Raw genomic sequence first — 13,278 nt, forward strand, 5'->3', positions numbered from 1 at the left:
CGCCCGCTGGTGAACGACCACGCCACAACGCGCCGAGGGCACCCGGGACCACACCCGGACCACCACGCCCAGCTGTGCTGACCGGACAGGTTGGTGACGCGGCCGGCCGGCGTCTGGCCGCCGATGCCGGTATGGGGTCGTAGGTGTCACCTCCGCCGAAGATGAACGCCTGAAGACCCACCCCGTATCCGCTCCGATCAGGGCCCATGCCCGGCCGTTCTCCGGGGGTGGTCACATCGCCGCTTCACTATCATGGGCAGACGGGGGCGAGGCCAAGGATGGGCTGGTGCCAATGAGTGTGCCTAAGGATTCCGGGGGCCTCGGCGCAGGATCAGGAGATCCGCCGCAAAGGCCGTACACGGCCACGGCAGTGGTGGACGCCAAGGGCGGGATCCTTCTGTGGAGCTCGCAGGCAGAAGCGCTGCTCGGATATTCGGCGGAAGAGGTCTGTGGCACGCCCGCAGTGGATTTGCTGACCACCGCGAAGGACCGGGAAGCGGCGCTGGTCGCTCGCGAGTGGCAGGCGACCGGGCAGGACTGGGGAGGCGTTCGGGGCCTGAGACACCGCGACGGGCATGAGGTGCAGGTCGCGCTGCGCGTGCGCCCGGTGCTCGGCCGAGAGGGCCGGGGCGGCTGGTCGGTCAGCGCCGGTGACGCGCGGCAGGTGGAGCGGGAGGAGGTCGACCGGGCGATCCTTCAGGCGCTGTTCAGCCAGTCCCCGATCCCGATCACCGTCATGGACAGTGAGCTGCGGCACCGGTGGGTGAACGCCGCGGCCGAGCGCGCGGCCGCCACCCCCGCCGAGCGGCTCCTCGGCCGGCGCATCGGCGAGGTCGCGCCGGAGCTCGACGTCCCGGCGATCGAGCGGGTACTGCGCCACGTGCGGGACACCGGCGAGCCGGTGGTCGACTTCCCGGTGCACGGCCGCCTCCCGGAGGACCCGGCCCGCGAGGGCGCGTGGTCCGGGTCCTCCTTCCGGCTGACCGACCCGGCCGGCCGCCTCCTGGGAATGTGCCAGACCTACGTCGATGTCACCGACGGCTGGCGGGCCCAGCGGCGGCTGACCCTGCTGAACGAGGCCGCCGCGCGTATCGGCACCACGCTGGATGTGGTGCGCACCGCCCAGGAACTGGCCGACGCGGCCGTTCCCGGGCTCGCGGACGTCGCCGCCGTCGACCTGCTGGAGACCACGGTGCTGGGTGATGAACCGGACCCCGGGCCGATAGGCGGGCAGGTGCTGGCCCGCCGATCGGGAATCCTCTCGATCCGGGCGGGCGTCCCGGAGGTCACGTACACGGCGGGCGAGGCCAGGGTCTCCCGTCCCGGCACTCCCCAGAACCGGTGCCTGACTACTGGGCGACCGGTCCTGATACCGAGGCTCGATGTCGACGAGTGGTACACCTCCGCTCCAGAAACCGCCAAGAAGATCCGCGAGTTCAAGATCCACTCGGTCATGGTCGTGCCGCTGCGGGCCCGCGGGACCACCCTCGGATTGGCCAGCTTCGGTCGCCACCGGGATCCCGAACCGTACGACGAGGAGGACCTGGTCCTGGCCGAGGACTTCTGCTCCCGCGCCGCGGTGTGCGTGGACAACGCCCGCCGCTACACCCGCGAGCACAACACGGCTCTGACCCTGCAACGCAGCCTGCTGCCGCACGATCTGCCCGACTATCCCGCCGTCGAGACCGCCTACCGCTACATGCCCGCCGACGCTCACGCCGGAGCGGGCGGGGACTGGTTCGACGTCCTGCCGCTGTCCGGGGCCCGTGTAGCCCTGGTCGTCGGCGACGTCACCGGCCACGGCCTGCACGCGGCGGCCGTGATGGGACGGTTGCGCACCGCGGTCCACACCCTGGCCGACCTTGACCTGGACCCCGACGAGGTCCTCACCCAACTTGACGACCTGGTCGTCCGCCTCACCGAGGAGGACCCCGACTGCGAGGGTGCCACCTGCCTGTACGCCGTCTACGACCCCATCTCCCGCAGCTGCACCTTCGCCCGCGCCGGCCACCCTCCGCCGGCCCTGGTGTCGCCCGATGGGGCGGTGGAGTTTCTTGACGCCATTCCACCCGGCCCGCCCCTGGGGCTGGGTGGCCTGCCCTTCGAGACCGCCGAGCGCCAGCTCGCCGAGGGCAGTGTTCTCGCGTTCTACACCGATGGCCTCATCGAGGCCCCGAACCGGGACATCGACATCGGGCTCGACCGGCTGGCCCGCACCATCGCCCAACCGGGCCGGCCGCTGGACCAGCTCGGTGAGGCCGTGCTGGCCTCCCTGGTTCCCGAGCACCGATGTGACGACGCGGCGCTGCTCCTGGCCCGCACCCGCGCCCTGCCGGCCGACCGGGTCGCCTCCTGGGAGCTGCCGGTCGACCCCGCACTGGTCGCCCAGTCCCGCGGCCTCACCGACCGTCAGCTCGCCGACTGGGGTCTGGAACCGCTCGCCTTCACCACCGAACTCATCGTCAGCGAGCTGGTCACCAATGCCATTCGGCACGCCCGCGGTCCCGTCGCGCTGCGCCTGATCCACGCCGGATCCCTGATCTGCGAGGTCTCCGACGGCAGCCTCAGCGCCCCCCACCTGCGCCGGGCGCGCCTCAGCGACGAGGGCGGCCGTGGCCTGTTCCTGGTGGCCCAGCTCGCCTCGCGCTGGGGCACCCGCTACAGCCGCGACGGCAAGACCATCTGGGCCGAACAGCCCCTTCCCGTCGCAGCGCCGAGCCCGGCGACGTGAGGTCGATTCGAGGGTCTGCTCTCCGCGGTCTCACCCGGCCCCGATGAGCCCGAACAGGGCCTTGCGGCCCTGCGGCGCAGGGGGCAGCTCGGGCGCAGGCAGCGGATCACCGTCCCCACGGAGAACGAGGATGCCCTGGTGAAACGCGCACCTTGCTCACAGGGGGCTCAGGAGACGACGCGTGGCCGGGAGCCGGTCAGCTTGCGGTAAGTCCGGTGAACACAAGGGCGAGCCAGCGTTCGCGGGCGGCGGGGGGCTGGTCGGCGGGGAACGTGGAGAACAGCAGGTACACGTCGTCGACGGTGAAGTCGGCGCGCAGGCCGCGCTGCTCCTGCGCCGCGCGCACGAGCCGAGTGAGGGCCTCAGCGGCGCGGGCCTCGACCTCCCGCATGGCGGGATGAGCATCATGGTCGGCGTGGAGGTCCCGAGCGGCTGCCTTGACCGCGTGGTTGTGCGCGGCGACGTCCATCAGGCGGGTGAGGAACCCGGTGAACTCCGTGATAGCGGGCGAGCCCTGGTCAGCGCGTTGCAGCGAGGCCTCGGCGTCCTCGGCGACGGCGGTGAACGCGGCGGCGACCACAGCGGCGACGAGGTCGGTCTTGTTCGGGAAGTGCTTGTAGAGGGTGCCGACCGCCACTCCTGATGCGGCGGCGATCTGCTCCATCGATACCCCGGGTCCGTGCTCGGTGATCTGCTCGTGCGCCGCCGTCATGATCCGGGCGCGATTGCGGGCCGCGTCGGCGCGCAGCGGGCGTGGAGAGGTCATGAGGTACTCCGGGAAGGACTTGGCATAACGTGAACGATGCCTCAGGATATACGGTGAAGCATCATTCACGTTATGGAGGCATGATCATGGCCAGCCGGAATGCCAGCCGCTGGAGCGAGAGCGACATTCCCCGTCAGGACGGCCGGGTAGCCGTCGTCACCGGAGCCAACAGCGGACTCGGCCTGCAGACCGCACGGGCCTTGGCCGAGCACGGCGCGCACGTCGTCCTCGCGGTGCGCAACCTCGACAAGGGCCGGCAGGCCATCGCCCGCGTCGCCGACCGCGCCCCTGGTGCCAAGCTCAGCCTTCAGCGCCTGGACCTGGCCTCCCTGGAATCCGTGCGCACCGCCGCCGACGAGCTGCACGCCGCCTACCCGAAGATCGACCTGCTGATCAACAACGCCGGCGTGATGTACACGCCCCGTCAGAAGACGCAGGACGGCTTCGACATGCAGTTCGGGGTCAACCACCTCGGGCACTTCGCGCTGACCGGTCTCCTGCTGGACCTGCTGCTGCCAGTGCCTGGCTCCCGGGTGGTGACCGTCAGCAGCCAGGGCCACCGCATCCAGGCCGACATCCACTTCGACGACCTGCAGTTCGACCGCTCATACAAGCGCATCGCCGCCTACGGCCAGGCCAAGCTCGCCAACCTGATGTTCACCTACGAACTCCAGCGCCGCCTCGCCTCGCACGACACCACCATCGCCACCGCCGCGCACCCCGGTGGCGCCGCGACCGAACTCGGGCGGAACATGCCCGCCCCGCTGCGCGCGATCACGACCCTGCTCATGCCGCTCATCAGCCAGTCCGCCGCCATGGGGGCCCTGCCCACCCTGCGCGCGGCCACCGACCCCGCCGTCACCGGCGGCCAGTACTACGGCCCCTCCGGCATCGGCGAGACCCAGGGACACCCCAAGGTGGTGGCGTCCAGCGCCAAGTCCCACGACGCGGCCGTCCAGCAGCGCCTGTGGACCGTGTCCGAGGAGCTCACCGACGTCAAGTTCCCCGTCTGAGGGCACGCCGCCCCTCACGCCCGACCCGGTTCCACGGACCCACGAGCACCACAGAACAGGAACACCGTGCGCATCGTCATCTTCGGAGCCACCGGCATGGTGGGTCAGGCAGTGCTGGACACCTGCCTGCGCGACCAGCAGGTCACCGATGTCCTCGTCATCGGCCGCACGCCCACCGGGCGCGTCCACCCCAAGCTCCGCGAGCTCCACCACACGGACTTCACCGACTTCACCGCCATCCAGGACCAGCTGGCCGGCTACGACGCCTGCTTCTTCTGCCTGGGCATCTCGGCCGTCGGCATGAGCGAAGCCGACTACCGCGTGGTCACCTACGACTTCACGCTGGCCGCCGCGCGCGCCCTGCTGGACGCCAACCCCGATCTCACCTTCACCTACGTCTCCGGGGCCGGCACCGACGGGAGCGGCAAGTCCCGCATGATGTGGGCGCGCGTGAAGGGCGAGACGGAGAACGCCCTGCTGGAACTGACCCCGCGGGCATTCATGTTCCGTCCCGCGTTCATCCTCCCCCTGCCGGGCACGAAGGCGAAGACCAAGTCCTACGCGCTGCTGTATCGAGTCTTGACTCCCCTGTACCCGGTGTTGCGGCGTATCGCTCCGCGGTACGTCACCACGAGCGTGCAGTTCGGACACGCCATGCTCCGAACCGCTCGCGGCGGCGTGAAGCGCGGCGTCCTGGACACGGCCGACATCAACGAATTGGCAGCGTCCGCGACGCCGTGACCGCCAAGGACAGACCTGCCGGCCCCGCTTCGGTGACGTCGCGGGCTGCTGGAGCGAGTTGAGGGCATCTCCAGCGCGGTGGCGGGCCGGCTACTGCGGAACGGGGATCTCCGTCCCCGCGGTCGCCGGGCGCCGGGAGGCGCCCGGCGACCGGTCAACGGCGAGACGGTCACCGTCGGCCGGCTCGGAGGTCATGACTTCGGTTCGGAGACCGTTTCGGAGGTGACGGTCGCCGTCGTGCGCGCGTCGACGGGCACACGTCGGCGTGGAAGGAAGGCAGCGATGGTGAACGCCACGAGAGCCGAGCCGGAGGCGATGGCCATGGCTGTCTTGAAGGCGTTCTCGGACGGCAGGGCGGTCGCACCGAACGAGACGGTCACATGAGCGAAGATCACTCCTGCCACCGCGCTGGAGGTGGAGTTGCCGATGGACCGCATGAGCGTGTTGAGGCTGTTGGCCGCCCCTGTCTCCGACGCCGGCACGGCGCCCATGACCAGGGAGGGGATCGCTCCGTAGGCGAGTCCGACGCCGGCTCCGATGACGCAGGTGATCAGTATCAGGTGCCAGATCTCGGACATCAGCAAGGTGTTGAGCGCGTAGGCGGCAGAGACCGTGGCGGCGCCGACCATGAGCGTCACCTTCGGTCCCTTCGCTCTGGACAGTGCGGCCGAAGCGCCCGCCATCGACATCATGACCAGACCCTGCGGCGCCATACTCAGGCCCACGGTCAGCAGTGACTTGCCCATACCGTAACCGGTCGCCGAGGGCAGCTGCATCAGCCGCGGGACGAGCATCTGCATCGTGAACATCGCGAACGAGAACGTCGTGGATGCCAGGTTGGTCAGCAGCACCTGGCGGCGTGCGGTGACGCGCAGGTTCACCAGGGGCGTGGTGGCGCGCAGTTCGAAGCGGCCCCACAGGAGCAGGACGACGACGGCGGTGGCGAACAGGCCGAGCGTGGTGAAACTGCTCCAGCCCCAGTCGGCGCCCCGGGAGATCGCCAGGAGCAGGGACACCAGCGCCACGGAGAGACCGAGGGCACCCACCAGATCGAACCGTCCGCCGGTGCGCGCCTGCGACTCCGGCACGAGCAACGCCACGAGCATGATGACGAGGGCGCTGAGGGCGGAGGAGGTCCAGAAGAGGGCGTGCCATGAGGCGTTGTCGGCGATGAGCGCGGCAATGGGCAGGCCGAGCGCGCTGCCGACACCCATGGAGGCGCTCATCACGGCGGCGGCGGACCCGACGCGTTCCTTGGGCAGTTCGTCGCGCATGATGCTGATGCCGAGCGGAATCACTCCACTCGCCGCGCCCTGCAGGGCGCGGCCCACGATCAGAGGTCCCAGGGAGTCGCTCAGCGCGGCGACCAGCGACCCGGCCAGCATCACGACCAGGCTGGTCAGCATCATGCGGCGCTTGCCGAACATGTCTCCCAGGCGTCCGGACACGGGAGTGGCGACGGCGGCCGTGAGCAGGGTGGCGGTGACGGCCCAGGTGGTGTCCGATGGTGATGCGTTCAGCAGTCGCGGTAGCTGGGGGACGATCGGGAAAACCAGGGTCTGCATCAGCGCGACCACGGTCCCGGTGACTGCCAGGACGGGCACGATGACGTTCGACCGCGCAGCGGCGTGCCTTTTCGTGCCGTTGGTGGGATGGGCAGGGGAATCGGACATGGCGGGACTCGCAGTCTGAACAGGCAAGTGGGGACGGTGGTTGAACAGACATCACCGGCTTGGCAGAGAGGTACCGCGCAGGCGGGCCGGCTCGGCGATCGGCGTCAGATCGTCGCGGAGTCGATCACGAACCGGTACTGCGCGTCGCTGTTGCCGGCCCGTGTCACCGCTCGGTGGGTGCATGGCGATCCGGACCTCCCCCTGCGCGCCACGTGGCTGCGAGTGCTCCACGAAGTCTGCTTCCGCGGTGCGCAGGGGGAAGGTCTACAGCGTCGGTCGGTGGGGCAGGGGCGCGGGCAGGAAGCGGAGGCGTCCCGTCACTCCGCACCGTGGTCCGGCAGGCCGACGCTGACCGTCTTGAGCTGGGTGTACTCGTAGAGGCCCTCGATGCCCTTCTCCCGGCCGATGCCGCTCATCTTGTAGCCGCCGAACGGGGTCTCATTGCTCATGAGGCCGCCGTTCACGGCGACCTGCCCGGACTCGATGCGATGGGCCACGGCGATCGCGCGACCGGTGTCACCGCTCCACACGGCTCCGCCCAGGCCGTAGTCGGTGTCGTTGGCCAGGGCGACGGCTTCTTCCTCGGTGTCGAACGGCATGGTGGCCAGCACCGGTCCGAAGAACTCCTTACGGGCCGCTTCCATGTCGGGCTTGACGTCGGTGAGCACGGTCGGCTGGATGTAGAGCCCCCGCTCGGGGACCCCTTCCTCGTACTTGTGCCCACCGACGGCGACGTGGGCGCCCTCCTGCCGTGCGGTGTCGAGCATCTCGAGCACCTTGTCGAACTGGGGGGCAGTGATGATCGGACCGAAATCCTGAGCGGGCTGCTTGCCGGCCAGGATCGCGCCGATACGACGTACCAGCTCGTCCTGCACGCTGCGCTCGACCAGCAGCCGGGTGGTCGCGAAGCAGACCTGCCCGGAGTTGAGCAGGATGGCCGTCGCCGCCGCCTTCGCGGCACCGTCGAGATCGGCGTCGGCGAAGACCACGATCGGGCTCTTGCCGCCCAGCTCCAGGGCGACCGGTATGACGCGGTCGGCGGCGATCCGGCCGATGGCCTGGCCGGTGGCGACCGAGCCGGTGAAGCTGACCCGGCGGACGAGCGGGTGCGAGACCAGCGGGACACCGACGGTGGGGCCGAGTCCGGTGACGACGTTGAGGACACCGTCGGGCAGTCCGGCCTCGGTGGCGATCCGTCCCAGCTCCAGGGAGCCGGCCGAGGTGAATTCGCTCGGCTTGAGCACGACCGTGTTGCCGGCCGCCAGCGCGGGGGCGATGCCGCGGGCACCCTGGTTGACGGCGCCGTTCCACGGAGTGATGACGGCGACGACGCCGTAGGGCTCGTGCCGCGTGTAGGTCAGGTTCCGCGGGCCCTGGTCGATCGTGTCGCCGGCGAGGGTGCGAACGATGGAGCCGTAGTAGTCGAAGTAGTCGGCGGCGGCGAGCATCTCCATACGGGCGGCAGTGGGCAGTTTGCCGCTGTCGGCGCATTCCAGCTCGACGAGCCAGTCGATGTTCTCCCGCATCCCGGCCGCGATGGCCTTGAGAACCCGGGAGCGCTCTGCGGTGGTCGTCCGCCCCCAGGCCCGCTGGGCCTGGTGAGCGCGGGTGACAGCCTGCTCGACGTCCTCGGCGGTTCCGTCGGCGATGCGGAACACGAGCTCGCCGTCGTGGGGACTGGTGGAGTCGAGGTGACGGCCCGAGGCGGGCGGCACAGAGGCGCCGCCGATCCAGTGCTCGAACTGCGTGATGGTGCTCATGATGTTCTCCGTTCTTGCGGTGGGGGATCGAGCAGGCGCTAGGCGGATGGGCCTTCTCGGAGACCGATGGATGTCCACCGATCTTCGGCAAGGTCCGGCACGCCCTGCTTCCAGCGGCCGAACCGCTCGACGTAGGCCTGACCTGTGACCGGCCGCCCCTGGTAGGTGCCACGCACCGAGGAGTCGGCCTCTTTGATCCCAGGCGTGAACGGCTGGTCGGCCTGGAGCGCCGACGTCGGTCGGCCCGGGCCGCGACGACTCCCGCACCGGGGCCGCGTACCTGCAGGTCAGTTACTCCGTGTTTAGACATTCCGTGTTTGGACTGTCCGTGCATGGACTAAGCTAGGTCACGTCACCGAGAAACGCAAAGGAGGCCGGCATGGCCGAGACCGACAACCCCGCCGAGCAGCAGGAACGCGTCGGCCACCTCTTGCGTTTGGCCGTCCAACGATGGACCACGCTCTGGGCCGACCACGTCGACGCTCCGCTCACTCTGGTCCAGTCCACCGTCCTGTGGGAGCTGAAGCACGAGTCCCCGCTCGACCAGCAGACCCTCGGACACCGGACCGGGCTGGACAAGTCCACCTGCGGCTATCTCGTCGACCGCCTCTGCAAGCGTGGCCTGCTCGACGCCGGCATCGACCCGACCAACCGCCGCCGCAAGCTCATCACCCTCACCCCAGAGGGCCGCGACCTCGTCGAGAAGACCGCACCCGCGGCTGTCCGCGTCAATGAGGAGGGTCTCGCCGGCCTCTCCCCCGAGGAACGCACCCAGCTCGCGCACCTGCTGCGCCGCGTCGCGCACCCCGGCACGGACAGCTGACACGGGTGACCGGCCGCAGGAAGGTCTGACATCCCGCACGTACGCGGATCCGCAAGCATGGTCGCGGAGCGGCAGGGACAGGAGCGGACCGGGCGGGCGCGGGTGGAGCGTGAAGGGTCGTGCCGGTCTTGCCGAAGAAGGCACGGTCACCACGGCAACTTCCGCGCGCCGACTGGCGACTTGCCCACGGCTGCGACGTCGGCGCGCGGGTACGGGGGTACGACGAGCAACCGCCAGTGCGGCAGCCGCGCCTCGCGACCCTCCCGTCGCTCGGCACCCTCAGGTGGCACCATGCAGCAGCCGCGACAGTTCGGCGTCCACGTCGAGTCCGTCTGTCTCAGTGCCTGCCGGAACCAACCGGTACGTGCGCTCCAGCCACTGCGCCACCATGGGAAGCGGAGCAACGAACCGTGCGGCACCGTGCGGGGAGGACAGGGCGAGGTTCAGCTCGGCGTCCGGTCCGGATCCGGTAGGCCAGATGCGTACATCACCTTGCCCGCACGGCCGGAAGACGCCCTCCGCCAGCAGGTCGCGGGCCAACGCCCACACAACCGGGCGCTCATTGCCGATATCGAAGGCGATGCACACGGCAAACGGGTCAACTGACGCGTACCGCAGTTGGGTCGGCACCACGATGCGCTCGTCGTGCGCGAGCACTAGCTGCATATCCAGCAGTTCATCCACGTGGATCGCCATGGGTCACTCACATTGCTCTTCGAGAACCGGGTGCACCACTGCGCTGCGACAGCAGTGCACCCAACAGCCCGGGAAATTAGGCCCCGTTCGGGCCGGCGCGCAGTACGCCGACCCGACGTCCGCCTCTGACGGTCAGAAGAAGATGCGGTAGTCGAAACCATGGGCATCGCCGGTCACGATGTCCCAGGTTCCGTGGTCCCACGCGTAGAACCGGAAACCGTCGTAGCGGTACCACCGGCCGTGGTCGTCGCAGTACCAGTGGCCACCGGTGCGGTACCACGAGCGGTACCCGTCCCAGCGACCTTCCCGGCCGTCGTACCGGTTGTGGTCACGGCGGTCATCCCGACCGTCGTACCGGATGTCGTTGGCACGATCGCCATAGCGGTGGTCACCGAAGTGGGCGGCGCTCGACGAGTGGGCGACGGCAACCGCCGGGCCCGACGCGGCCGAGGCGGTGCCGCCCACCGCCAGGAGTGCGCCCACCGCAACGGCGAGCGTGGCGGCCGCGGTGGCGGCCCGACGTCCGAAGGGTTGATTCATGACCATTCTCCTTGGTGCACTCAGGAGCCCAGGATGGGAAGGCTCCGCTTGATGGCTGCGGGGTACCCCGGTACTCGTGGGACCGGGGCAACTCGCATGCCGGTCGCCGATGCCTGTCCGGGATCGGCGACCCCCTGCGCCTACGACGCATGGGCGCGGGAGGGGTGCGCTCACATTGCCGGCCCCGGGAACCGGGTGGGCGAGTCGCTGCGGCGATCCCTCGCGCTGTCTCTTCGGGCTGATTCAGCCTCCGAGCAATCTGTACGATAGTTCAGTCTGTACGATGGTTCAGGTAAATGTCGGGTGATGTGACGGAGGAGACTCATGAACCCCTCGACCAGGCAGCGGCGACCGCACGGTGATCGCACCCGGGAGCAGATCCTGGACTCGGCGATCACGCTCATCGCGGCCGGTGGCCTGACCGCGGCGACACAGCGCAAGGTGGCCCAGCATGCCGGGGTCTCACTCGCCTCGGTCACCTATCACTTCCGGACGGCGACCGATCTGCTCGACGCCGCGCTCGCACGGGCGACGAGCCTGCACGTCGCGAGGCTGGAGAGACTGCGGGATCGAGCGCTGAGCGGTGAGCTCTCACTCATCGAGGCGTATCGCGCGGCGGCACGCGACGCAGACGGTGCCGTGGCGGACTCGGCCGTGGCCGCGTACGAGCTGCTCGTCGGCGCCATCCGCAACGAGCGCCTGCGTCCTCGCGTGGACGAACTGGTCGCCGCGCTCAGCGCCTTCTTCGAGCCGTGGGTCCCGCCTCCGGAATCCAGTACCGGCATGGCTGCCACGTTTTTCAGCCTGACGCTCTTCGATCTGGCGCGCGGGGGAAGCCCGGAGACGTCGGCGCAGATCGAGACCATGTTCGACCTCTTCGGACTCACGTCACCGCACCGGCCGTTGTAAGGAATGTCATCTGGTGCGGTAGCTGTGGCCGCGATGTCGGCCGGTCCGAGTGCCTCGGTGACGAGCGCGGTCATGGCCGTCACCGCCGCAACATCGGGCGCGCGATCGCGCGCCCGATGTTGCGGCCGGCACCGGTCACCACCACGAAACGGTCGCTCAGTGCGCTCCCTGGGCCGTCCCTTCCACCGCCCGGGGAGCCGGTGCCACGCTCGCGGCATCGGAGAGCGACTCCAGGGACCGGCCGCGGGTGCGCTCGCCGAACATGCCCATCACCAGTGCCGCCAGGACCGCCGCTCCGACCAGGCAACCGAAGACCGCCTTGTCGCCGAAGCGCCCCAGGATGAACGCAATCAGGAAGCTGCCGGCGACGACGGCCAGCCGCCCCGCCCCGTTGCCGATGCCGACGCCCAGCGCGCGCAGCCGGGTCGGGAACATCTCCGGCAGGTAGGTGTAGCCGCACGCCCCGGCGGCCTGTGAGGCCAGCACCATCAGGAGCCCGGCAGCCACGAGGACCGGGTAGCTGTTCACCAGCGCGAACACCAGCAGCAGCGCGGCACTGACCGAGTAGATCACCGTGAGGGCGGTGCGTCGCTCGACCCGGTCGATGAACAGCATGGCCAGCAGCGCGCCCGGACAGGCGGCGAGCGCGACGGTCGAGCTGAAGCTCAGGCTCTGCTCGGTGGTGAACCCGTTCTCCACCAGCAGGGTGGGCATCCAGGCGCTGAACCCGTAGAACACGGTCAGCGCGAGCATCGTGAACGTGCTCACCACCACGAGCCGCTTGCGCAACGGCGGGCGCAGCAGCTCGCGCGGCGACGCAGGCGCGGGAGCGGGAAGCGGTTCCACGGGCGGCAGGTCGCCGCCGATCGCCGCGCGTGCCTGCTCCTCCACACGCGCCACGACGGTCTCGCTCGCTGCCCCACGCGCGTTCGCCGCGTTCCATCGCACGGACTCGGGCAGAGCGCGCAGCGCGACGAGCGCGATCACGATGCCGGCCGATCCCGCGACGAAGATCCAGCGCCATGCGTCGGGGCCCTGCGGGATCACCCACCTCGCCAGGGCGGCGGCCGCGGGGATGCCGAGCACACTGAACGCCAGGATCAGGGCCTGCACCCGGCCGCGCAGCCGACTGGGGTACATCTCGCTGATGTAGGTGAGCAGGACGACCGTCATCGCCTGCAGCCCGACGCCGGTGAGGACCCGGTAGACGGCGAGGTCGGCAACGGAGACGGCGAACGCCGAGGCGAGGGAGAACAGGGCGTAGAAGAACGTGGCACCGATGATCACCCGCTTCCGGCCGTAGCGGTCGGCCATCCGGCCGCCGGCGATCGAGCCGACGAACATGCCCAGGAAGGACGCGGCCGTGATCAGGCCGACGTCGGCGACGGACATGCCCCAGTCCTCGCGGATGGCGGGCGCGGCGAAGGCGAAGGCGTTGATGTCGCTCTGGTCGAAGAAGAACAGCAGGCCGAGCAGGACCATCCAGGTGCGGTGGGAGCGGGTGAGGACGGGCACCCGCTCCATCCGGTCGCTGAGACTGGGTGCGGCGGGTCTTACGTCGGTCATGGATCCTCCGGATCGAGAGAGCGGTATACGGGGACGCCGGGTCCGGGGAGGACTCGGGTG

11 protein-coding genes are annotated in these 13,278 nt (G+C 69.8%); 5 read left to right on the forward strand and 6 right to left on the reverse strand.

The genetic code is table 11. The features are described from left to right. The first annotated feature begins 292 nt into the window (after positions 1-292). Positions 293-2,731 carry a SpoIIE family protein phosphatase gene (locus ABZ910_RS06375; RefSeq protein WP_361360134.1) on the forward strand — a complete coding sequence of 813 codons (2,439 nt, stop codon included), beginning with the start codon at positions 293-295 and terminating at the stop codon, positions 2,729-2,731. A gap of 196 nt (positions 2,732-2,927) precedes the next feature. Here ABZ910_RS06375 and ABZ910_RS06380 read toward each other — a convergent pair whose 3' ends face one another. Further along, positions 2,928-3,497, reverse strand: coding sequence for a helix-turn-helix domain-containing protein (locus ABZ910_RS06380; RefSeq protein WP_361360137.1), 570 nt, complete (start codon positions 3,495-3,497; stop codon positions 2,928-2,930). 86 nt (positions 3,498-3,583) lie between these two features. On the opposite strand from ABZ910_RS06380, the gene ABZ910_RS06385 reads away from it, so the two are divergent. Next, positions 3,584-4,510 (forward strand): SDR family NAD(P)-dependent oxidoreductase, encoded by a 927-nt coding sequence (locus tag ABZ910_RS06385; RefSeq protein ID WP_361360140.1) that lies wholly within the window; start codon positions 3,584-3,586, stop codon positions 4,508-4,510. Between the two features lie 66 nt (positions 4,511-4,576). Further along, complete coding sequence (locus ABZ910_RS06390; RefSeq protein WP_361360143.1) at positions 4,577-5,251, forward strand: NAD-dependent epimerase/dehydratase family protein; 675 nt, start codon at positions 4,577-4,579, stop codon at positions 5,249-5,251. A gap of 191 nt (positions 5,252-5,442) precedes the next feature. Here ABZ910_RS06390 and ABZ910_RS06395 read toward each other — a convergent pair whose 3' ends face one another. Together ABZ910_RS06395 and ABZ910_RS06400 are read right to left on the reverse strand one after the other, a co-directional pair. Further along, positions 5,443-6,924: an MFS transporter gene (locus ABZ910_RS06395; protein ID WP_361360146.1), complete on the reverse strand. Its 1,482-nt coding sequence runs from the start codon at positions 6,922-6,924 to the stop codon at positions 5,443-5,445. Between the two features lie 317 nt (positions 6,925-7,241). Next, a complete protein-coding gene (locus ABZ910_RS06400) occupies positions 7,242-8,684 on the reverse strand; it encodes an aldehyde dehydrogenase family protein (RefSeq protein WP_361360149.1) in 1,443 nt (480 codons plus the stop codon). 379 nt (positions 8,685-9,063) lie between these two features. On the opposite strand from ABZ910_RS06400, the gene ABZ910_RS06405 reads away from it, so the two are divergent. Further along, positions 9,064-9,507: a MarR family winged helix-turn-helix transcriptional regulator gene (locus ABZ910_RS06405; RefSeq protein ID WP_361360151.1), complete on the forward strand. Its 444-nt coding sequence runs from the start codon at positions 9,064-9,066 to the stop codon at positions 9,505-9,507. 279 nt (positions 9,508-9,786) lie between these two features. Here ABZ910_RS06405 and ABZ910_RS06410 read toward each other — a convergent pair whose 3' ends face one another. Continuing rightward, complete coding sequence (locus ABZ910_RS06410) at positions 9,787-10,203, reverse strand: SsgA family sporulation/cell division regulator (RefSeq protein ID WP_361360154.1); 417 nt, start codon at positions 10,201-10,203, stop codon at positions 9,787-9,789. A gap of 132 nt (positions 10,204-10,335) precedes the next feature. Continuing rightward, positions 10,336-10,743: a hypothetical protein gene (locus ABZ910_RS06415; RefSeq protein ID WP_361360157.1), complete on the reverse strand. Its 408-nt coding sequence runs from the start codon at positions 10,741-10,743 to the stop codon at positions 10,336-10,338. A 324-nt stretch (positions 10,744-11,067) separates the two neighbouring features. On the opposite strand from ABZ910_RS06415, the gene ABZ910_RS06420 reads away from it, so the two are divergent. Further along, positions 11,068-11,652, forward strand: a complete 585-nt coding sequence (locus ABZ910_RS06420) for a TetR family transcriptional regulator (protein WP_361360160.1) — start codon at positions 11,068-11,070, stop codon at positions 11,650-11,652. A gap of 156 nt (positions 11,653-11,808) precedes the next feature. Here the strand turns inward: ABZ910_RS06420 and ABZ910_RS06425 are convergent, their stop codons facing one another. Continuing rightward, positions 11,809-13,218 (reverse strand): MFS transporter, encoded by a 1,410-nt coding sequence (locus ABZ910_RS06425; protein WP_361360163.1) that lies wholly within the window; start codon positions 13,216-13,218, stop codon positions 11,809-11,811. Positions 13,219-13,278 lie beyond the last annotated feature (60 nt).

This window comes from Streptomyces sp. NPDC046805, from assembly GCF_040645355.1.
In the GTDB taxonomy this organism is placed as follows: Bacteria; Actinomycetota; Actinomycetes; order Streptomycetales; family Streptomycetaceae; genus Streptomyces.

Bases quoted from the DNA above. Each gene is read 5' to 3' on its own strand.
- ABZ910_RS06420 (WP_361360160.1), top strand. From the start codon at position 11,068: ATGAACCCCTCGACCAGGCAGCGGCGACCGCACGGTGATCGCACCCGG.
- ABZ910_RS06410 (WP_361360154.1), bottom strand. From the start codon at position 10,203: ATGGCGATCCACGTGGATGAACTGCTGGATATGCAGCTAGTGCTCGCG.
- ABZ910_RS06385 (WP_361360140.1), top strand. From the start codon at position 3,584: ATGGCCAGCCGGAATGCCAGCCGCTGGAGCGAGAGCGACATTCCCCGT.
- ABZ910_RS06405 (WP_361360151.1), top strand. From the start codon at position 9,064: ATGGCCGAGACCGACAACCCCGCCGAGCAGCAGGAACGCGTCGGCCAC.
- ABZ910_RS06395 (WP_361360146.1), bottom strand. From the start codon at position 6,924: ATGTCCGATTCCCCTGCCCATCCCACCAACGGCACGAAAAGGCACGCC.
- ABZ910_RS06400 (WP_361360149.1), bottom strand. From the start codon at position 8,684: ATGAGCACCATCACGCAGTTCGAGCACTGGATCGGCGGCGCCTCTGTG.
- ABZ910_RS06375 (WP_361360134.1), top strand. From the start codon at position 293: ATGAGTGTGCCTAAGGATTCCGGGGGCCTCGGCGCAGGATCAGGAGAT.
- ABZ910_RS06415 (WP_361360157.1), bottom strand. From the start codon at position 10,743: ATGAATCAACCCTTCGGACGTCGGGCCGCCACCGCGGCCGCCACGCTC.
- ABZ910_RS06425 (WP_361360163.1), bottom strand. From the start codon at position 13,218: ATGACCGACGTAAGACCCGCCGCACCCAGTCTCAGCGACCGGATGGAG.
- ABZ910_RS06380 (WP_361360137.1), bottom strand. From the start codon at position 3,497: ATGACCTCTCCACGCCCGCTGCGCGCCGACGCGGCCCGCAATCGCGCC.